Here is a 21,096-nt window from a genome sequence, read left to right as displayed (position 1 = left end):
CCCTCCGAAATTCTTCACGAATTTCGCTACCGTCCGGATATCGTCAGCGAATCTCACCCCGGTTGTCGTAGCGAAAGTCGTCAAGACTTTCGAACCTGGCCCGACCTATCAAAACCGAAATTCTTGACGAATTTCGCTACGGATCATCCGACTTTCGCGTGGGGGTCAACTTCTCAGCCCTCAGCCCTGCTATCTCCGCACTCTAATACCCCAACCCCGGCCCACCCAAGCAGCTTGTTGGGACACTGCCGCCGCGGACTTCGAACATGGGGCCGAACTTCGCCATCCACTCGGCGTTCCCTTCCGGGCAATACTGCCGGCCGTTGCTTTCCACCGCGGCAACACCAGGAATGTGTGCGGACAAAGACGCCGAGTGCAAGAGCGACGCCCCCACGCACGTCAGGTCTTGCACACACAGAAACAGCCCCTCGTGAACCGCGACGGCTCCCAGCAACAACGCTTCCGCGTGTCCTTTGCAAGCCTTGAGCGCGATCCCGCTGTAGCCTTGCGACACCGCCATTCGCAGACTCTCAAGTCCGGTCAGTGATTCGTCGATCACCACGGGTTTCTTCTTGGCTGCCAAGTGCATCGTGACCGCATCGGGCCGAGTCAGATCGCGGTGCGTGGGTTGCTCGATGTATTGAATCCGCTCGTAGGCTTCCGGGCATTCAGCTTGCAGCCGATCCAACAACGTCAACACGTAAGCCTCATCCTCGCAGCGTTCGTTGAAATCCAGCGAAAACCACCAAGGCTTGCCCGTCGACGATCCGCGATCCACCGTCGCATCGGCAACCGCATTGATGTCTCGCACACGACAAAAATCCCAATCCGCGTCGTCGCCGTTCAGCTTGATCTTCAGGTGCGTCAACTCGTTCCGCGTGATCCATTCGCCAAGCGTTTCCGGCAACCCGTCGCCTACCGGCGTCTCCACTTCCTCCTCGGTCAACGGATCCAAGGCTCCGACCAAGTGATACAGCGGCAAAGTCGCGACGGGGTAGGCTGAGATGATTTGATCCAGCCACACATTGTTGTACTGATCATCGCCAAGCAGTTGCCCCAAGTCCTGAGGCAGATGTTCCTTCGTAAGCAACGCATAGCTACTCTGCCCGGACGCTTTCCCATGAGCATCGAACAACGCCGCTTCGACCGGCGAAGACGCAAGCAAAATCGCTAGATCCGGGATGGGGCCGCTCAGTTCTTGCGAGTCCTCCACCTCTTTGGCGATCGTGGCGTGGTGTTGCGCCAGCGACAGACAAAGCTGCATTGGATGCCCGGTCGACTGACCCGACATTTCATTCACCTTCGCCGCCATTCGCGAAGCCATCTCCAACACGGCTTCCAGCTTGGTCGCGTCGGGAACGGACGCATCCGGCCAAGCCCACGCGACTCCCATGGTCATGCTGCCGACGCCGATCGAGTCTCCGTCCGCCGTTTTCCCCGCCGCATTGCTGGCCCGGCACCGAGCGGTCAGCACCGTCACGTCCTCCACCACGCGACCACCAAATTTCATCGGCGTTCGATAGCGATAAGCCTCGGTTTCCAAACTCAACTCGTATTTCACCAATGCGGTTGGGGCGGGATTCGACTCAAAAGAATACGCGTGCGAAGACAATTTCAGTTCCAATGGATGGGCGGTAGACCGGTTCAAACTCAGCAAAGACCGAACGATTTTGCCAGAATTTTAGCGGCCCAACGACGTTCGCACCTGCCCGCTGAACGACTCTGAACGCCTCGAATTTCGTTTTTTCACGAATCGATTGCCTCGATTTGCCTTTGTCGTCTACAATGAGGACTGCGAAACCAACTAAGATTGAACGTCACTCCATCGAGTTTTGGTTTCGTGCCCGCCTTCTTCGCCCACCGAATTCACTCAGAGACGCTATGACCGCTCATCGATCCAGCCATTCCGGGAATTTCTGTGGCCGCACCCGACGCGAATTCGTTTGGGAAACCGGGTGTGGTTTTGGCGCCGCGGCGCTGAGTTCGATGTTGGCGTCCGATGGATTGTTGCCACAAGCATCCGCCAACTCGGCGATCGACAACACGATGCCATCGGGTCCGATGGCCGTCAAACCACCGCACTTCGCTCCCAAAGCCAAGACGGTGATTTTCCTGTTCATGTACGGCGGCCCCAGCCACATCGACACGTTCGATCACAAACCAGCCATGAAGGGCATGGATGGCAAAACCGTCGACGTCAAAACCTTCGGCCGCGGTGGCCACAAATCCGGCGGCCGAATCGTGGAGCCTCGTTGGGATTTTGCTCCTCATGGTGAGTGCGGCAAAATGGTCAGCACGTTGTTCCCCAACGTCGCCAAACACGTCGACGACATCGCGTTTCTGCACTCGCTCACCGCCGACTCGCCAATTCACGGTTCGGCGATGTTGATGATGAACAGCGGCAAGATCTTGTCAGGCTCGCCCGCACTCGGTTCTTGGTTGACTTATGGATTGGGCAGCGAAAACCAAAACATGCCCGGCTTCGTGGTCATGCTCGACCCGACCGGAGGCCCGATCAGCGGAGCAAAAAACTGGTCCAGCGGTTACATGCCGGCGACCTATCAAGGCACCGTGTTCCGCACGGAAGGCAATCCAATCCTGGACCTGAACCCACCGTCGGACTTCCCACCTGGTTTGCAACGTCGCCTGATCGATTCCATCCAAGTTGCCAACCGTCGCCACTTGGCACAGCATGTTGGCGAAGAACCACTCGCCTCGCGAATTGCCAGTTACGAACTCGCCTACCGAATGCAATCCTCCGCCCCCGAAGCCGTCGACCTGTCCGACGAAACGGCGGAAACGCTTTCGATGTACGGCATCGACAATCCAAAGACTGAAGCGTTCGGCAAGCGTTGTTTGCTCGCTCGCCGACTGGCACAGCGTGGTGTTCGCTTCATCCAATTGTACAGCGGCGGAGCCCACAACGACGACAACTGGGACGCCCACGGCGATTTAGAAATCAACCACAACAAACACGCGGGCGCGACCGATCAACCGATCGCCGCGCTGCTGGCCGACCTCAAACGCACTGGCATGTTGGACGAAACGCTCGTCGTTTGGGGCGGTGAATTTGGTCGCCAACCCACCGCGGAATACGCCAAAGGCAGCGGTCGCGACCACAATGCCTACGGATTCACCATGTGGATGGCCGGCGGCGGCATCAAGGGCGGCGTCAGTTTCGGAACCACCGATGAACTAGGTGCGGCCGCGGTCGAAAACCCACTGCATGTGCGTAACCTACACGCCACGATCCTGCATCAAATGGGCTTGGATCCAAACCACCTGTCGTACTTCTACGGCGGATTGGATCAAAAACTGGTCGGCGTCGAACCCGTACGCCCCATCCGCGAAATCATCGCCTGATTCTCCGAAGCCGATATCAGCTAGACCTCGGACCATCGCTGCATTCATTCCCATCCGCTGCGTCAGCAAGGAAGGGGAATCGTCACACGACTTGCAATCTCTCTTCACTGCCGGACAATGCCATGCGTTGTTTGCTCGAGGGATATCTTTTCAAGAAATCAAGGACCAGTTGCATGGCGGCGCAGCAGCACTTCTTTCACGAATCCATGTGGTCAATCCTGGCGATTGGTCTGGCAATGTCCGCCTCCACCGCCATGGCGTGCACTCGCATTCTGTGGAATACCAATGGTGTCCTGACGGTTGCCGGACGGACGATGGATTGGGCGGAATCAACAGAACCCAAGTTGCATGTCTTCCCGAGAGGCATGCAACGAAATGGTGGTCGAGTTGGACCGATTGATATCGGTGATAAGAACCCGCTCTCCTGGACGTCTCGCTATGGATCGGTAGTCGTGTCTGCTTATGGCCTGGCATCGGTCGATGGCTTGAACGAAAAGGGACTCGCGATGCATTTGCTGTTCCTAACCGCCACCGACTACGGGCCGCGAAACCCTGAAAAGGCCGGTCTTCAGGCGGGCCTGTGGGGGCAGTACTTGCTCGACAACGCCGCCACAGTCGAAGAAGCTCTGCAGCGAATGAAAGACGTTCAACCAATCATGGTCGAACACGCGGGATTCAAGTCGTCGCTTCACTTTGCAATCGAAGATGCATCAGGAGATTCCGCGATCATCGAATACGTCGATGGCCAGCCAAAGATCTATCATGGATCCGAACATCAAGTGGTGACCAATGATCCGCCCTACGATCAACAGTTGCTCGAACTAAAGAAGTGGGATTTCGCGAATGCGACTCGCCAAACACCGCTCCCCGGCAACGTCAATCCGATCGATCGTTTTGTGCGAGCCCACTACTTCTTGAAGACGCTTCGCAAACCCGAAGGAGAACGAGAAGCAATTGCCACGACGCTGTCGCTGGCCCGAAACGCTTCCGTGCCATTCAATGCGCCTTACAAGACGCCGGGAACGATCTACGACACCGAATACCGCACCGTCGCAAACCTGGATGCCAGACGTTTTTTCTTTGAGCTGACAACCAGCCCCAACGTCATCTGGGTGAACCTGGAGGACTTGGATCTCTCCTCCGGTTCCCCTGCTCTTACCCTCGACCCGGATGACATTCACTTGTCAGGCAACGTGAATAAAGATTTCACGCCAGTAGCTGAACCGCCGTTCTAAGAGTCACGCGAACAGCCGATGGCATAACGGTAGGGCGTGAGCCCTCCGGTTCCTCACCGGGCGGCTTGTGCCACAGCGCTCACATCGTCACTTGTTTAAAATCGTCACTTGTCGTTCAAGCGTTGCTAAATCAGGCAGGCCTGAAAGCTTGCTTTCCCAGCTAGGTCTCACAAGCAGATCAGTTCTTCTTGTCGCTCTTCGACAACCACGCCCAGATTTCGCAGCCGCGAGATCATCTCGCCGCAGAGGTCTCGGTAGCGAGACGCGAATTGACGACTGTACTTCGCATCGCAGTTTGACTTGACCGTTGCCAACTCGCGTGGATCGACCGCGGTTGCCAATTGAGTCGCGTTGGGGATCACCGCGTCAAACGGCGTCGGCAATTTCGAATAGGGCTCGTTGACCATCATGCGATGCAAGGACGTTTGCTGACGATAGAGCGTCCACAGAGTTCCGATCGTGTCCACACGATAGCGACGCAAACGATCCACCAAGTTGGCTGACCCTCGCACTGACAACTGATCGGGAATGGACGGAATCACACAACCGTCAGCAATTCGCAAGAACATTTTGACTTGCATCGCAATGCTGGGCGGACAATCGACGATCACAAAATCGTAGAGTTGATTCAGCCACGCCTTCACGCCCGGCATTTGCTTCTTCAAGTGGTCGAACAACTCTCGTTCGGTATCAAACAATCCCGTCTTGCGTTTTGATCGAAAGGCGTTGTTGTAAAAATCATCGATCCGGAACGAACACGGAATCACGTCCAAGTAGTCACAAACCGTTTCCACATTCGACGTGTCCTGCGCGATGAAATTGCGAAGGTCGGCTAGCTCGAAATCATCGCTGCACATTTCCAGGAACACATCGTGCAACGTGCGTTTGCCTTTCTCACACTGCAACATACGTTTCTCGCCAAGAAGCAACTCGCCAGCCATGCTTTGGTGATCCGCATCGATCACCAGCGTTTTGTAGCCCTGCTCCGCCAATGTCTCCGCAATCGCAACCGTCGACGCGGTTTTTCCAACTCCACCTTTGAGGTTGATCATCAACAGAACGGGCATGAGACTTCCAACTTGTGAGTGTTTCAGAACGGATGTGGCGGACACCGCACCCCGGAGGGGACCACGTCCTATCAACCATTCACCAAAAACTCACAGACGCTCAAATCGAGCAGGCAAAAAGTGTCCTTTCGGCGTTGCGAGCACGTCAAAGTTCGCTCGATCGGTGCCAGCCGCACGCCCCATGCGAGCCGCCGTCATCATGCGATCGTCTCAACCGTCATAAATCTGACGCAACTCGTCGGGTGAAGCGCCCATTGCGAACGCTCGCTGAATCCGCCAATTCAGCAAGGTCTGAAGCACCACACCGCGTTGCTTCCAACGTCTGGCATCCACCGAGACCGGACCAGGCAACAGAGTCGCCGGCGAATGCTTCCGAAGCTCGGCCGAGAGCATGACATCCTCCATCAAACTCACCGGCGCGAAACCGCCGACCGCTTCGTACAACCCACGCTGAACAAAGATTGCTTGGTCGCCAAACAAATTCGAGCGGCTCCGCCCGCGATAGGCGTTCCCCCACTCCAACAATCGAAACCGAATCCCTTTCGCGTCGATTCGCTGCCAGAATCCGCCCCACTTTGGCCACCCCGCCCCCGCGATCTGCTCCAGCGCATCGCTTGGCAATCGATTGTCCGCATGCAGGAACAGCAACATCTCGCCGCTTGCGTGGCTAGCCCCCATTCGCAGTTGCACCCCGCGACCGGGATCGCTTCGCAACAACTTCACTCGCGACTCTTGCAGAGAACTCACCACCGCCAAAGTGTCATCCTGACTGCCTCCGTCGCTGACGATGACTTCCCAGGCACCACATTGCAACGCGGACCGAATGCAATCAGCGATATTGCCAGCCTCGTTCCAAGTCGGAATCACCACGCTGACCTTCATTCGATATCCCTGCCAGGCGGAAGCATCACGACTGGTTCACGACGCCGCGTTCACACCGTTTGGACATGACGCAGTCGCGAATAGGCCAGTGGCCCGATCACGAGCAACGGGATCCACGCAGCGACCCCAGGCGTCACCAAATTGGTGCTGCCGCCGAGAGTACTTGCGATCGTCTTCAAAGCGAAGAAGCCGATGACCAGCCCCACCGCCGAGGCGATTAGCACAAACAGCTTCCGACCACGCCGATTGACTACCATTGGCAAGACCAACAGAATCAAAGCGAAGTCCAACGGAGCCCGCACAATTCGCTCGTGGGTCAGCGTTCGCAGCGCCATGCTGCTGTGCACGGCCGGATTGCGGATGCGTCCCGACAACTCCAACACCGAAGCCAGCTTCGTTGCGGTCTCCTGCGTTTGTAGCATGTTGGGATCGATACTGGTGACAACAAAGCACTCATCCGGTCCTAACCAAGACTGGTCGGCCGGCGTCAGCAACATCAACTGCTCCATCGCCGCAGGCCCCGCCGATGGAACGCGCCGCAGGTCCTCTGGTCGACGCACGCCACGCAGTAGATAGCCGGTTGTTTCGGGCATTCCCTGACGAGACGTGAGATCCGTCCAATCTACCGTTGCCGGTTCGTCATCTGATGTGTTTGATTCGGTAGCTGCTGGGGAAACGGCGTTTCCACCTTGCAACCAAACTCTGGTTTCTTCTGGGTCCCACCAGATCGCCTCGTCGGCCAGCAAGACTTCCCCAAAACCGGCGTAGTCGCTGTACAAGCGAAAGTTGGGGCGATAGATCACGCGAGCTAGGCTTCGCATCCGGTCGCCTTCGATCAAGATACCGGCGGCTTGATCATAGGTCGGCATGACGGCTTGTTCCGTGTCACCGCTGAGGTTCTTCGCTTTCATCGTCAGCGAATCACGGAACCGAGGAATCACCCATTCACGGTTCGCCAATTGAACGGTGATGATCACCAGCGATGCCATGACCATCGGTCGCAAGATCCGCCCGTGGGACACTCCGGCGGACAAGGTGGCGGTCAGTTCCCCGGTGCGTCGCAACCATCCCGCCGTGAACAGGAACGCCATCAGCGTGATGATCGTTCCGGTCATGTCGAACAGTAGCAACAGATACGGCCCGTAGAATTTTCCCAGGACCAGAGGCAACGGCTCGCCAGCTTTGGATTGCGCAATCAAATCGTCCATCGCCGTGAACGCGTGAAACACGATGAAGATGCCCGCCAGCGACAAAAAGCACACGAGCACCGTGCGCAGGAAGAGCACCAAAACGTAGCGATCGATTTGGGTCACGGGCGGAACGAACCAACGCGGGAATGAACGGGCAACCATCGATCCGCCGTTTCGCGGATCGCCCTTCACAATCGCATCCCACCCCCAAGCACCTCAAGAGCAATCCGACCGTTTCACACGCAATCGCGGCCGTCAAACTTCTGCTCAGCCCAGCATTGACTCCGCGGTCAGCAGAATTTTGCTCAGGTTTGGCAAAGGAAAGAAATGCCCTCCCGGCAACACACGCAACGAAAACCCAGCCTGAGTCAACGATTGCCAGCCCTGCATTTTGACCCGATTGGCCACCTGATCGTCCGCCCCCGCAAAAGCACGAATCGGAACGGACAACACCGGATGGTCGGCATCTGCAACGCCACGAGCCAACTTCAGATCGGCTCGAACAATGGGCAGAAACATCGTCAGCGCATCGGGATGGTCCTTCAACCCAGCCGGCAAACCGCCGTAACGCCGATCCAGTTCGTCCGCAAAAGCATCGTCGTCCCAGTCCAACCAGTCTCGATTCTGAGTCCACATCATCGGAGGCGAGCTGCCCATCACGATCAAGCCTTTCACTCTCGGGCACGAAGCGGCGGCGTCTGTTGGAAGAAAGCGGCTTGCCAAGCGATACGCGATCAATGCCCCCAGGCTGTGTCCTACCAAAACGAGTTCGTCATCAGGTTGGAATTGATGTTCTAAATCCTGGGCTAGCGTATCGACCAACGACTCCATCTCGGTCTCGAGTGGTTCCGAAAATCGCGACTCTCGCCCCGCCAGTCGAACCGCCCAAAGATTGAGCTTTGGCAGCGTGGATGGACTGGCCGATAGAGCCCGCATTTGCTTGAACAGCGGAGCCGTCGCGCCCCCCGCATGCGGAAACCAAACCACGTGCCTCCGAGACTCAATATGCGTCCCCACTCGGCACAAAGCGTCACTCGAACTCACCCAACAACCTCCGAATCAAAGCGACGAAACGATCGTTCGAACCAACTGGTGCTCACCGTAGCTCGTCAGGAGATGTTGAGGGAGCCGGGGCTTTGGAAATGACCGTATTGCTCAGCGCTCCAGCCTATGAATTGCACCGAACTGATCGTCTTTCTCAAGCGATCGGAATTGCTTCAGGCTCCAGCCCCCTCTTCCCCAGCCCTTCTCCCCCACAGGGGAGAAGGGAGCCTGGATGATTAGGTTTTGTCTAAATCCCTGGCTCCCCTCGCCCCGCTTCGGGGAGAGGGGTTGGGGGAGAGGGGGCATCACCCTGCAACCGCCTCACCACCTCCTCGATTCGACGACGCACCGCTGCCCCATCCTGCGTGACCTCAAACCCACGAATTCGCAGAACCGTAAAGCCACGATCCTTCAGAAACCGATCTCGCACCGCATCACGCTCAACACCTTCCTCGTTCAAATGATGCTTCCCATCCACCTCAATCACCAAACGCAGACGTAGGCAAACAAAGTCGAGCGTGTAACTTCCCAACGGATGTTCGCGACGAAACTTCTCGCCAAGCATTCGACCGGCTCGAACCATTTGCCAAACATCCACCGAAAACTCATTCGCCTGATGACGCTGCTCTCGAGCAAACTCAATGCGTTCGGCTTGTCGCTCCGGATTGCGTCGCATCTTGATTCACCTTCGCTATCAAAGCCGCTCGAGAGATCGAAGTTTTTTCAGGTGCCTGCCCCCTCTTCCCCAGCCCTTCTCCCCCACGGGGGAGAAGGGAGCCTGGATATTGTGTGTAAGCGAATACCCTGGCTCCCCTCGCCCCGCTTCGGGGAGAGGGGTCGGGGGAGAGGGGCTCACGCGCACTCTCACCGATCCAGCACCTGTTCCAAACGTCGCAGCAAACCACCGACCACCGCAGCGTTGTTCCAGGTCACTCGTGCATTGAAAAGAATCGCGATCGTTCGTCCATCCGGACGGTGCACCAACATCGCGTTGGTCCCTGGTAGTGATCCGTTGTGCGAATATCGCTTGCCGCTCTCCTCTTCCCGGACCGACCATCCCAATCCGTAGTAGCTGGACTTTGGCTCACCATCTTTCTTGTGCCCCGCCAGTCCATCCGGGCGTTCGAACATCGCCTCCACGCTCTCTCGCGACAAAATGGGACAATCACTGGGGTCCGAAAACGCATCCCCAAATCGCACCAAATCTGACGCCGTCGCGATCCAGGCACCGTGCGAATCCATCGCTTCCAAATGCCATGCCCCGTAAGCGTGAGGCACCTCGGAATTCAAATCATCCGCGAAGACCGACGTTCCGATCGCGGGGTCGTAGTACCGCACCTCACGAGGCTTGCGTTCCTCCAAACGTGTGGCTCCCAACTCCATGTCGGTGATTCCCAACGGACGCAGCACTTCCTGCTGAACAAACTCACCATAGTCCTGCCCGCTCACCTGCTCGATCACGCGTCCCAACAAACAATATCCAAAATTCGAATACGCGGATCGCTCGCCAGGATCAAAGTCCAAAGGCTTGCCACGCATCACTCGGATCACCATCCGCGGCGTGGCCGGAGGTTCCTCGCCGAGCATTTCAGCAAATGGCACGGCACGGAACATGGGATCGAAGGACTGATTACGGTCCCAGCCACCACGATGTTGCAGCAAATGCTGAATCGTAATCTCGCTTTGACGTTCGTCTAATTTGGCTCCGTCTTCCAAGTGCGGCTCCGCGTCCAACAGGTCAAACACCTTGTCTTCCAAAGACAGCTTGCCCGCATCAACCAACCTCATCACGGCAACCGATGTGATCGGTTTAGAAACGCTGGCGATCCGGAAACGGCTTTCTGGCGTGACAAGCTCCCGAGACCCAACGTCGGCGAAACCGAAACCTTTGGAGTAAGCCAGCTTGCCGCTTTCGGAGATCGCGACCGAAACACCGGGCAACCGATTCTCCCGCAGGAAATCTTGAATGACGCCGTCCAACTCAACATAGTTTTCTCGCGAATCGCCAACCTGAGCCTGTTTGGCAAAGTCAACTGGTTCGTAACCAGGGCCTCGCAGAACGCGGCCGGGACGTTTGCCCGTGGCTTTGCCGTCGGTGTAGACCAAAGTTCCGTTCACAATCACGTGCTTCATGCCGACTGACTCGGCGTGCGGCTCCTCGAATGTGGCACGGTCAGCCAGCTCGTCTTCGTCAAACACGATCACATCAGCCGCCAAGCCCTCCGCAATCCGGCCTCGGTCACGCAGCATCACCGCGCTGGCCGCCCCCGCACTGGCTTGAGCGATCGCTCGTTCCATCGGAATTGCGCCGTACCCTCGCACGTATCGCGAAAGAACCCGCGGCAGAGCACCGTAGGACCTTGGATGAGACGCACCGTAGTTGCCGCCCGCCGGTCCGACGTCGGTGCAGAACGAAACGAATGGCTGCTGCATCGCCAGAATCTTGTTCGCGTCCGTCATCGTTTCTGGCAGTGCGAACGTCGCGGACGTGCACAACCCAAAGAAAACCTCCCATTCGTCATCGCCGGTGGCTTTTGCAATCGCCGCGACGGAACTGCCAACATGTTCGCGATACTGCGGATGGTTGGTTTTGCCGACGATGATGCGATTCCAATCCGAACCGGCATGCCGATACCAATTCTCCCAACCACCGGTGGTCTCGATCTCTTCCTTCACTTCGGCACGCAGCTCCGCATCGGTCTCCAATCGCTGCAAGAACTTGCCGCGGCCTTCACCGAAGTGCCTCGGATGGATCAAGGCATCAATCCCAAGCCCATTGTTGATGTACGGATAGATATCCGCGGTGACTTCTTGGCCAGCCGAACGAGCCGCCTGGATCGTCGCGATCGCCAACGGCATCTTGCCCCAATTCGATTGGCCCGCGGCTTTCAAATGAAAGATGTGCACCGGTGTATTTCCGACCTGACCAATCTGCAAGGCTTCGTCGATCGCTTCCAGAAGCTGGTCGCCCTCGTTCCGCATGTGAGTGTAGTAGCGACCGCCATACTCACCCGCCACCTTTGCCAACGCACCAATCTCTTCCGTCGTCGCGTAAACAGCCGGCGGATAAATCAACGCGGTCGAAACACCAATCGCACCGGCCCGCATCCCTTCGCGAACGTGATCCTGCATCTGCTTCAGTTCGTCTTCGCTGGGGCGGCGATTGTCTTCCCCCATCACCAGTTCGCGAACTTGCGTGTGCCCCACAGTTTGGACGACGTTCACTGGCATGCCTTCCATGTCCAACAACTGGAAGTACTCCGCCATCGTCTTCCAACCCAACGACTTCGCATCGTGATCGGAAACCGGCGCGGCGGAATAGCCCTCTCCCGCGTTGATGGTGGTGATGCCTTGCGTGAGCAAGTTGATGGCGGACCGTTGGTCCCGCAACATTGGCGTCGCCGTTTGGCCCATCATGTCGATGAACCCCGGTGCGACGATCAAACCATCGACGTCGATCGATTGCTTGGCCCGGTCCGCTCCGATGCGACCGATCTCAACAATCTTGCCATCACGAATGGCAACGTCGGCTCGATACCACGGAGTCCCCGTCCCATCGATGACCTTGCCGCCCCGAAGCACCAAATCATACGCCGGTTGTTCCGCAGCAGCGTTTGGCGAACCGATTGTGACCAGCAGACATCCAACTAACAAACTCGCCATGGCAAGGCTTCGGGCTTGTGCCGACGCAAGCCTTTCTCGGACACAAATTCCGACTGCAACGAGTGATCGCAAGTGTTGTGAGCACCATCCGTTGCGGATCGATGCTCGTCCGACGTGCACTGGACGAAACAATAGGCTGGGGCGGGACATGGCAGGCTGGAGGGCAGGAGGGCGAAACCAAACAACGTTTCCTCCGCCCAAATTAATCCATCGACTTCAACCCGTGGGGTCCGTACCAGATCCAACTAAGCTTTCACGCCGATGTTGATGTACGCGTGTACGTGAGGTGCACCGCGAAAATGCCAGACCAGCGAGGGACCTTCGACTCTCCAGATATCCCAAACTTGATCGTTGTCGACGTCTTCTTCCTGATAGAACGCCATGTGCAACTGATCCATCCCGCCGGTTTCCTTCAAAATCTTCATCACCTCATCCACGTCCGATTCGCGATAGGGTGCCAGGAGAGTCTTGAGTGTGGATTGCACAAGTTCTTTCTGGTCGGCGGAAAGTTGATCGACACCGATTCCCGGGAACCTCCCGCCTTCGCCCTGCAATTGCACCGCGGTTTCACTGGGAGCCTTCTTTCGCAAAGCCAGTTTGGCTTGCTCCGGATCCAACGCTTGGAACACCTCGTTCGCTTGCTGAGTCTGATAAAAGAAGACGCTGTCCGGCAGATATTCCTGAGCGTGCCCATAAACGAGCGGTCCTCCAAAGGCAGCCTTGTCGTCATGGTTTCCATCCGCACGCATCGTCAGGTGACGCCCCGTCATCTCGAACTGAAATTGGTCGCTTCCGGGTTCGCCAAACAAGGCGAAGCTGTAGCTGTCCATGCCTCCGTCGTCGTATTCCATCTGTTCCTGCAACCGATCGTAGCCGTCTGATGATGTGATGTTGCGGACAATTTGATCGACCAACGTTCGCTGATGCTTCGAAAACAGGCTGTCACCGATGGTGACTTTGCTCACGTGCCAGTTCGCATTGATCTTGCTTCGATCCGCGTGATCGTAACGTCGGCAAACGACTTGCTTCTGCGCATCCGTCAGTGAAGCATACAGCTCTCCAACAACACTCTCGGCGGACACATTGGAGGCTCCCGCTGCGTGGACAAACCGAGTGTTGAGCAGACCGCCGGTTGCAACGCCAGCCGCGACGGCTCCTCCGAGTTTGACAAAGTCACGGCGGGCGATCTGTGACGCGGAAGAACGATCGTTGTTCATCGGAATGCCTGGGGTGGGTAGGAGCAGCAAGTTGGGGCGGGACCATCGTTGACCAATGGCTGAACCCAAATCTTAACAAATCCGAACATCCGAAACACGAAAACTTTCTTGGGTCGTCCGTTACGCTCGGATGGAATCGGTCGCCTGAAATTCGCGTTTGGCCGGCCCCAAGCGATGCTTCGTTTGATAGGCATCCAGCATCGTGTTGTAGACGTCGATCCCCTCGGCCCCCACATCCAGAATTTGGCCTGTCTTGAACCGACCATTGGCCCCCGTGATGCAGTGAAAAACGCCCGACAATTCGCGTTTGACGTCGTTGTGTCGGCCGTCACCCGACTCGGTTGAAACGGTAATCAGTGAGTTCTCAAGGATCGTGCGTCCGTTGGCTTCACGGCAATCGTCGCTGTCCAAAGCTTGTAGGAAGTAAGCCACTTCCCTCATTTTCATATGAGCATGAGCCCGCAAGGCTTCGTTGCGTTTCTTCTCGTTGAACTTGTGCCACCACTCGTGGCTGCACCCTTTGTCACCACTGGCGTTGAGTTGCTTCGCATCGTCAAACCGATACCGGGTTTCGCCGTCGTAGACGTAATCTCCCGTCAACCGAATCCGCTCTCCGGCAGCCAAGAACGTCAGCGCACCGAACCGCACGCGATCCATCTGGATCGCCAACGCATAAATGTCGGCCAGCAAACGCCATTCATTGGTGAGTTCATCCAACGTGATATCGATACCCTGACCTCCCGGATCCGCCGGACCACCGTGAGGGATGACGGAACGTGGCGGAATGGGCGGGCTGTTTTCATCACGATGTTTCATCGCGAAAGCACGTTGCTCGAATTCGCGAATTCGATCGAGGTGGTCTGACACGCGTGATTTCGAAGAACCACCCAGCGGTGATCGCGGTCCGGTGTAGTACCGATAATCTTCCACCACGGAATCCAGCACGCTCCGGCGCAACCGCTGGTTCAGATCGTCGCCCGAGACAGCCATTCCACCAAAAACACGATCGAACACATCGCGTGGTTTCTCTTGAGTCGTCGCCGCAACCGTTCCGTCCATGTTGTAACTGTGGACATACCGGCCAACCCGAGAACGCCGGAAATAGGTTCCCGCCAGTAACGTTGGCACCATCCCGGGCGGCATTCCATCCGGATAGTGCGTGTGTCGGATGACTTGATCAATCGACGGACCACCCGATTTCGCTTCGCCGTCCGGTGGTTCGGCCGTGAACGCCCCGGAAGCACCATCGTAGTGAGCGTTGCTTCCTTTTTCATCGCAGCGAATCTGGTCCACTTTCCGCATGATCAACAGTTTGTCATTCAGCGGTTTCAACGGCTCCAAAACGTCGTCGAAACCTTCCTGTTGAATCGGTGCGGGAATCCCCAAACCGAAGAACACATTGAGCGCTCTCACCGGAACGGCTTGATCCGTCGCCGCCGAGACGGAACCGACCATCATCTCTTCCAACAGAGGCAGCCCCACGGTTGCGGCCGCGACGCTCTTCAACAAAGCCCGGCGTTGCAAACGAGTGTTCTTCATGGATCAATTCCCTTCGAGAGTCATTTGAATTGAATGATGCGGGCGAATCGGCGAGCGTTGTTGAGCTAGCACGTGAGGGCCGGAAGACGACAAAACGATATATCACGGCACGGAAGGCGGACGATACCGAGTGACCAGATCACTCGTCACAATGGCGGTCAGCAGACTCTGATAGGTTCCGCCATCACGCTGCCCCTCCGAATGAATGGACTGGACGATGGCAGCATCGGCGGGCCCCAGCGGTCGCCCCATAGCAAACTGTGTCAACTTCCACGTCAGCGTCTCCCGGACTCGCTCGCTGGCGGCCAAGTGATCCATCAGTTCCGCGGACGTTTGATACGAAATCGGCTGTGGCTCGCCCGGAATGACCAATTGGCCGTCACTGCGGAGCGTGTTGTCAAATTCGTCTTGAGTATGAAACGCCCCCAAGCCATCAAACTGTTCCAAACCAAACGCGAGAGGCTCAAACTTGCGATGGCAACCACCACACGCCACGTTGTCGATTCGGTCTTGAGCGATGTCACGATGAGTCATGCCAGGCTGAGTCGGCACCGGAGTCGTGTCCACACCGGGAGGCGGTGCTCCGATGACGCCTCGCAGGATGTCCCTCAAGACAAACAAACCTCGCGTTACCATCGAGGCATCATCGCCACCGATGGTCAACACGCTGCCGTGCGTCAACAACCCGCCGCGAGACTCCACCTTTGTCAGGTCAATCCTTTGCAACGCATCGCTTGCGGTCGTGCTGCTGGACTGCGACCGTTCAAACGGAAGTGCGTAGTGGGCAGCCAATCGAGGCGTCACATAGGTGAACGAGGCATTGAACAGATCACTGAGCGGTCGTCGTTGCTTCCACACCACGTCTTCGAAAAACGCCAACGTCTCTCTCCGCATGTCGCGTCCCAACTCCGGCGACCAGTGCGGATAACGCTTGATGTTGGGCTGCATGTTTTCCAGACGGCCCAAATGCAACCAATCGGAAACAAACCGCGCCGAACGATCCACCGCACGAGGATCATCCAACATCCTTTGAACCTGTTCGCGAATTTCTGTGCGGTTTGATAATCGCCCGTCCGCGGCAGCTTGCATCAACGTTGCATCCGGTGGGCCACCCCAAACGATGTAACTCAGGCGCGAAGCCAGTTCGTAATGGTCCACCGCTCCAGCGTTTTGTTGACGTTCGATTCGATAAACAAATCGCGGTGATTGAAGCATCGCCTCCATCATCAAACCAACGCCCTGCTCGTACGAGCCACCGGCGCTGGCCACCGCCGTCAGAATGCCGCTGTAGTTGCTGACTTCCCGTTCATCGAGCGGCCCACGCAACAAATGCTCGCCCAAAGCGGCAACGAACTTCCGGGCCGTGGCATCTGTGTTCAAGCTCCTTGATTTGGAAAACCGCTTGGCAAACTTCGCAACGTCCATCCGCTGGACAATGATTTGAGCGAGCCGCGCGTAGGACTCAACATGCTTCAAATCCACATTCAAGTTGTAGGCGGTATTGCTAAAACCGTCCGCACGCAAGTCGGGCGGCAACCACTCTTCAGCCTCATCAGCGATCTCCACGCCAACCGCACTTCGCACCGTTTCGATGTACTCATCGATCGTCAGACGTTGCACAAAGGGTTGGCTGGCCGCCCCGGTCACAAACACAATCGGGTCGATGAAGTCGACTGACCAACGAGCCCCAGAGTCAATCCATTCCTTCAGCAACTTCACTTCTTCATCGGAAAGCGGTTGGCCTTGGGGCGGCATGTCACCGGAATGCACTTGGTCCCAAAGCAAACTGTCGCTGGCGTTCCCGGGCGTGATGACGGCACCGCTTTCTCCACCCACCATGGCCAGTTGATGACGCGAAAGATCCAGTCCGCCCTTTTGAGTCGCCGAGTCATGACATTCCAAACAATGCCGAGCCAGCAGCGGAGCCACCTGATTCGAGAACAGCGATTCCGATTGTTTGACCACCAGCCTTTCGGCAGCGCGTGGATCCATGCCAGCGTTCGCCCCCGCCCGAAAGTTCTGACGAAGCTCCTCCGGCGATAAGTCGCGATCGTAGATGGCAACCAAATGGAACTCGCCCAACCAAGCACGATCGCCTGTTTGCTCGTTCGCCAGCAACAAGGCGAACGAGTCATCCCAATTGGACAACTCGCCATTGACCGGGTGCTCCGCCGTCAGCTTCCCGTCCACAAACGTTCGCAATTTGCCGCGTTGATCTCGAGTCACGGCGAGTTGAACCAGCTCGGTCTTCAGCTTCACTCCCGCGTCGTTTTCGGGAATGCCATTGTCACTGGTTCGCGTGGTCCGCAGACGAATTCGAAAGCGGTCACGTTCTTGTCCCAGCGTCACATTGCGTTGAATAGAACTACCTGAAAGCGAAACGATCCTCGCGGGCCCCTTTTGAGTCAGGTTCGCCGGACTGACCCACGCCTCCACCGTCAAACGGTTCGTTCGCTTGATCGCGTCGGCCAACTGTTTCGCGGGTTGCGAAGATCGTATTTCCGTTGGACGGCGGATGAGCAAAGAGTGATCACGCCACTCCACCGCCTCGGGACGTTTGATTTCCAAGTCCAGTGGAGCATCACGTCCGGACCGGTCCCGGATCGTTGTCCCATCGCACTCGTCGAAGGTGTACAGAGCCAACAGCCCGTCGCTCACCCGATGCGGTTGATGCGGTTCTTCCGCAATACTCCATCCTGAAGCAAGCCACAGGGCGACAGCACAAACCCCCGGCATCAGAAATCGCGACCCCATGAACGCTCCTGGCAACGAACTCGACCGCGACCCGAGGAATGTTGGCAGAGGCCAAGGGCGGCCTCACTAGCATTCCGTCACGCGGATGAAATGAACGAAGCCTCGATTATGCCCGATCCACACCCCCAAGTGGGCAGGAAAACGGCACCAATGGATCGCAAACGGACATTGCAGCAAGACTTTGTGACTTTCCACTCCGCCAAAGCCTCGTGGCAACTTACTCGGAAGGCCTGGTTGCCACTGACTATCAAGCCAATCTCTCGAGAAAACTCACCAATCTCTCGAGAAACCCCTCAGAGCCGGTTCAGAAATTCACCAAGTGAGTTGGCCCGGCGGTGCTCATGCTCTTCGTTGGCGGAGCAAACTTGGTCAGCGGAATGCCAACCACGGCGGCTTTGTATTCCTCGATCGTTGGGATTCGTCCCAGGATCGCCGACAACACAACAACCGGAGTCGACGCGAGCAAAGATTCGCCCTTCTTGCGTTCGGAGTCAGCAACCACGCGACCTTGGAACAAACGCGTGGACGTTGCGAGCACCGTGTCACCCTTGGCAGCCTTTTCTTGGTTGCCCATGCAGAGGTTACAACCGGGGCGTTCCAGGTACATCATGTTCTCGTACTCTGTCCGAGCCGTGCTCTTGGGCGCCAAATCGTTGAACTCGAATCCGGAGTACTTTTGCAGCGTGTCCCAATCGCCTTCTTCTTTCAGCTCATCAATGATGTTGTAGGTCGGCGCCGCGACCACCAAGGGTGCTTTGAACTCGACCGTTCCCTGCTCCGATTCCAAGTTGCGAAGCATCTGCGAGACAATCTTCAAATCGCCTTTGTGAACCATGCACGAACCCACAAAGCCAAGATCGACTGACTTCTCGCCGTTGTAATACGTCAGGTCGCGAATCGTGTCGTGCGTGTAGCGTTTCGAGACGTCTTCGTTGTTCACGTCTGGGTCCGCGATCATCGGCTCGTCGATCAAGCTCAGATCCACCTCGAACTCCGCGAAATATTTCGCGTTGGTATCCGGAGCCAACGGTGGTTTCTCACCGGATTTGACTTCCGCGATGCGACGTTCGGCTTTGTCGACCAATCCCTGCAGGACTTGTTTGTTGTTGTCCATGCCTTTGTCGATCATCGTTTGAATGCGGCTCTTCGCGATTTCCAACGATTCGATCAACGTGTCGTCTTCGGAAATGCAAATCGACGCCTTCGCCTTCATTTCCGCGGTCCAGTCCGTGAACGTGAACGCTTGGTCGGCGGGCAGCGTTCCGATGTGCACTTCAATGATGCGACCTTGGAACACATTGTCACCGGCGAATTTGCTCAGCATTTGTGCCTGCGTCGCGTGGACCACGTCGCGAAAATCAACGTGCTCGTTCATGGCACCTTTGAAGGTTACCTTCACCGATTCAGGAATCGGCATGGTGGCTTCGCCTGTTGCCAGTGCCAGCGCGACGGTTCCGCTGTCCGCACCAAACGCGACTCCCTTTGACATCCGCGTGTGCGAATCGCCACCGATGATGATCGCCCAATCGTCCACGGTCAGATCGTTCAGAACCTTATGGATCACGTCCGTCATCGCATGGTATTCGCCCTTCGGATCGCGGGCGGTGATCAAGCCGAAGTCGTTCATGAACTTCATCAGCTTGGGAATGTTTTGCTGCGCCTTGGAATCCCAAACCGAAGCCGTGTGGCAACCGGATTGATAGCCCGCGTCCACGATTGGCGAGATCACGGTCGCCGCCATCATTTCCAATTCTTGCGACGTCATCAGCCCCGTGGTGTCTTGCGACCCAACGATGTTGACTTCCACTCGCACATCGGATCCCGCGTGCAACACTTTGCCGGGCGTGTTTCCAACCGCGTTCTTGTTGAAGATTTTCTCCACCGCGGTCAAACCTTGTCCCTCGTGCGAGACCTCTTTCGACGGAGCAAACACGGGCGGGATGTCGATGCCCAACGTTTTTGCAGCGAAGGTTTGCAGCTTTTTGCCGAACACAACCGCGTACGAACCGCCGGCCTTCATGAACTCAACTTTTTGCGGCGTCAGCGAGCTGGAGATATCAATCAGCTCTTCGTCGCCGTTGTAGAGTTTCTTCGCCTTGGTATCGATCGTCAGAACCGTGCCGGTGTCGACGGAGTAAGCTTGCTCGAGCACTGGATCGCCGTTCTCATCGACGACCACTTTGCCGTCGGCGTCGACCTTCTTCACCCAGTTCTTCAGATCCACGCCAATCCCGCCGGTCACACCGACGGTCGTCAGGAAGATCGGCGAGATCCCATTGGTACCGGCCACAACGGGTGCAATGTTGATGAACGGCACGTACGGGCTGGCTTGCTTTCCAATCCACAACGCCACGTTGTTCACGCCCGACATGCGAGACGAACCAACACCCATGGTTCCCTTTTCCGCGATCAACATCACTCGTTTGTCCGGGTGTTGTTTCTGCAGCTCCACCAATTCCTTCTGGGCTTCTTCGTTGATCAAGCACTTGCCGTGAAGCTCTCGGTCGGAACGCGAGTGAGCTTCGCTGCCGGGTGACAACAAGTCGGTCGAAATGTCGCCGACCCCGGCGATGTAAGTCACAACATCGATCTTCTCGGGAACATCGGGCAGGCTGGTGAAGAACTCGGCCTGTGCATAGCTCTCCAACAACTCTTTCGCGATCAGGTTGCCGGCCTGGAAAGCCTTTGCCAAACGATCGGTGTCCGCGTCGTACAGAAACACCTGCGTTTTCAAAACGTCGGCGGCTTGTTTCGCGATCGTCGCGTCGTCCCCTAAAGCCAGATCCAACAGCACTTCGATCGAAGGCCCCCCCTTCATGTGCGACAGTTGTTCCAACGCGAACTCGGGTGAGATCTCATCCAGCGTCGATTCGCCCAGAACAATCTCTTTCAAGAACTTCGCTTTGACGCCGGCCGCGCTGGTGGTTCCCGGCAACGTGTTGTAGATGAAAAACTTCAGCGAGTCTTCGCGATGTGGATTCGAAGTGTCCTTGATCTGCGCGATGATCTCACTGAGCAAACCCGCATCATCGATCGGCTTGGGATGGAGCCCTTCCGCTTGACGTTCTTTGATTTCCTGCAGGTAGTTGTCGTAAGCGCTCATGGAAAACAGTTCTGTATGGTGTCAAAAGAAGTTGAGTGA

13 protein-coding genes are annotated in these 21,096 nt (G+C 56.8%); 2 read left to right on the top strand and 11 right to left on the bottom strand.

Annotation, left to right across the window (positions count from 1 at the left end):
* Nucleotides 1-202: 202 nt before the first annotated feature.
* Nucleotides 203-1,561: an enolase C-terminal domain-like protein gene (locus tag LOC70_RS07135; RefSeq protein WP_230252827.1), complete on the bottom strand. Its 1,359-nt coding sequence runs from the start codon at nt 1,559-1,561 to the stop codon at nt 203-205.
* A 320-nt stretch (nt 1,562-1,881) separates the two neighbouring features.
* On the opposite strand from LOC70_RS07135, the gene LOC70_RS07130 reads away from it, so the two are divergent.
* Both LOC70_RS07130 and LOC70_RS07125 read left to right on the top strand, forming a co-directional pair.
* The gene (locus LOC70_RS07130; protein ID WP_230252826.1) at nt 1,882-3,363 is read left to right on the top strand and encodes a DUF1501 domain-containing protein; all 1,482 of its coding nucleotides are present in this window, start codon (nt 1,882-1,884) and stop codon (nt 3,361-3,363) included.
* A gap of 236 nt (nt 3,364-3,599) precedes the next feature.
* On the top strand, nt 3,600-4,598 hold the full coding sequence (locus LOC70_RS07125; RefSeq protein WP_230252825.1) for a linear amide C-N hydrolase: 999 nt from the start codon (nt 3,600-3,602) through the stop codon (nt 4,596-4,598).
* A gap of 167 nt (nt 4,599-4,765) precedes the next feature.
* Here the strand turns inward: LOC70_RS07125 and LOC70_RS07120 are convergent, their stop codons facing one another.
* From LOC70_RS07120 to LOC70_RS07075, 10 genes are all read right to left on the bottom strand, one after another.
* Complete coding sequence (locus LOC70_RS07120; RefSeq protein ID WP_230252824.1) at nt 4,766-5,665, bottom strand: ParA family protein; 900 nt, start codon at nt 5,663-5,665, stop codon at nt 4,766-4,768.
* 210 nt (nt 5,666-5,875) lie between these two features.
* A complete protein-coding gene (locus LOC70_RS07115) occupies nt 5,876-6,547 on the bottom strand; it encodes a TIGR04283 family arsenosugar biosynthesis glycosyltransferase (protein WP_230252822.1) in 672 nt (223 codons plus the stop codon).
* 50 nt (nt 6,548-6,597) lie between these two features.
* A complete protein-coding gene (locus LOC70_RS07110) occupies nt 6,598-7,860 on the bottom strand; it encodes an LptF/LptG family permease (protein WP_230252991.1) in 1,263 nt (420 codons plus the stop codon).
* Between the two features lie 144 nt (nt 7,861-8,004).
* Nucleotides 8,005-8,724, bottom strand: a complete 720-nt coding sequence (locus LOC70_RS07105; RefSeq protein ID WP_230252820.1) for a thioesterase II family protein — start codon at nt 8,722-8,724, stop codon at nt 8,005-8,007.
* A 304-nt stretch (nt 8,725-9,028) separates the two neighbouring features.
* Nucleotides 9,029-9,457 carry an endonuclease domain-containing protein gene (locus LOC70_RS07100; protein ID WP_230252819.1) on the bottom strand — a complete coding sequence of 143 codons (429 nt, stop codon included), beginning with the start codon at nt 9,455-9,457 and terminating at the stop codon, nt 9,029-9,031.
* 188 nt (nt 9,458-9,645) lie between these two features.
* Complete coding sequence (locus LOC70_RS07095; protein ID WP_230252818.1) at nt 9,646-12,444, bottom strand: serine hydrolase; 2,799 nt, start codon at nt 12,442-12,444, stop codon at nt 9,646-9,648.
* A gap of 245 nt (nt 12,445-12,689) precedes the next feature.
* The gene (locus LOC70_RS07090) at nt 12,690-13,661 is read right to left on the bottom strand and encodes a DUF3500 domain-containing protein (RefSeq protein WP_230252817.1); all 972 of its coding nucleotides are present in this window, start codon (nt 13,659-13,661) and stop codon (nt 12,690-12,692) included.
* A 120-nt stretch (nt 13,662-13,781) separates the two neighbouring features.
* Entirely contained in the window at nt 13,782-15,200 is a 1,419-nt protein-coding gene (locus tag LOC70_RS07085; protein ID WP_230252816.1) for a DUF1552 domain-containing protein, read from the bottom strand.
* 102 nt (nt 15,201-15,302) lie between these two features.
* A complete protein-coding gene (locus LOC70_RS07080) occupies nt 15,303-17,858 on the bottom strand; it encodes a DUF1592 domain-containing protein (protein ID WP_230252815.1) in 2,556 nt (851 codons plus the stop codon).
* Between the two features lie 400 nt (nt 17,859-18,258).
* Nucleotides 18,259-21,057 (bottom strand): bifunctional aconitate hydratase 2/2-methylisocitrate dehydratase, encoded by a 2,799-nt coding sequence (locus LOC70_RS07075; RefSeq protein ID WP_230252814.1) that lies wholly within the window; start codon nt 21,055-21,057, stop codon nt 18,259-18,261.
* Between the last annotated feature and the right edge of the window lie 39 nt (nt 21,058-21,096).

Origin of the sequence: Rhodopirellula halodulae (genome assembly GCF_020966775.1) — a bacterium.
GTDB lineage: Bacteria > Planctomycetota > Planctomycetia > Pirellulales > Pirellulaceae > Rhodopirellula > Rhodopirellula halodulae.
Note: the sequence above shows the minus strand (reverse complement) of the source record. Positions and strands in the feature narration are given on the sequence as shown.

Bases quoted from the DNA above. Each gene is read 5' to 3' on its own strand.
- LOC70_RS07130 (WP_230252826.1), top strand. From the start codon at position 1,882: ATGACCGCTCATCGATCCAGCCATTCCGGGAATTTCTGTGGCCGCACC.
- LOC70_RS07125 (WP_230252825.1), top strand. From the start codon at position 3,600: ATGTCCGCCTCCACCGCCATGGCGTGCACTCGCATTCTGTGGAATACC.
- LOC70_RS07120 (WP_230252824.1), bottom strand. From the start codon at position 5,665: ATGCCCGTTCTGTTGATGATCAACCTCAAAGGTGGAGTTGGAAAAACC.
- LOC70_RS07115 (WP_230252822.1), bottom strand. From the start codon at position 6,547: ATGAAGGTCAGCGTGGTGATTCCGACTTGGAACGAGGCTGGCAATATC.
- LOC70_RS07100 (WP_230252819.1), bottom strand. From the start codon at position 9,457: ATGCGACGCAATCCGGAGCGACAAGCCGAACGCATTGAGTTTGCTCGA.
- LOC70_RS07095 (WP_230252818.1), bottom strand. From the start codon at position 12,444: ATGGCGAGTTTGTTAGTTGGATGTCTGCTGGTCACAATCGGTTCGCCA.
- LOC70_RS07090 (WP_230252817.1), bottom strand. From the start codon at position 13,661: ATGAACAACGATCGTTCTTCCGCGTCACAGATCGCCCGCCGTGACTTT.
- LOC70_RS07085 (WP_230252816.1), bottom strand. From the start codon at position 15,200: ATGAAGAACACTCGTTTGCAACGCCGGGCTTTGTTGAAGAGCGTCGCG.
- LOC70_RS07075 (WP_230252814.1), bottom strand. From the start codon at position 21,057: ATGAGCGCTTACGACAACTACCTGCAGGAAATCAAAGAACGTCAAGCG.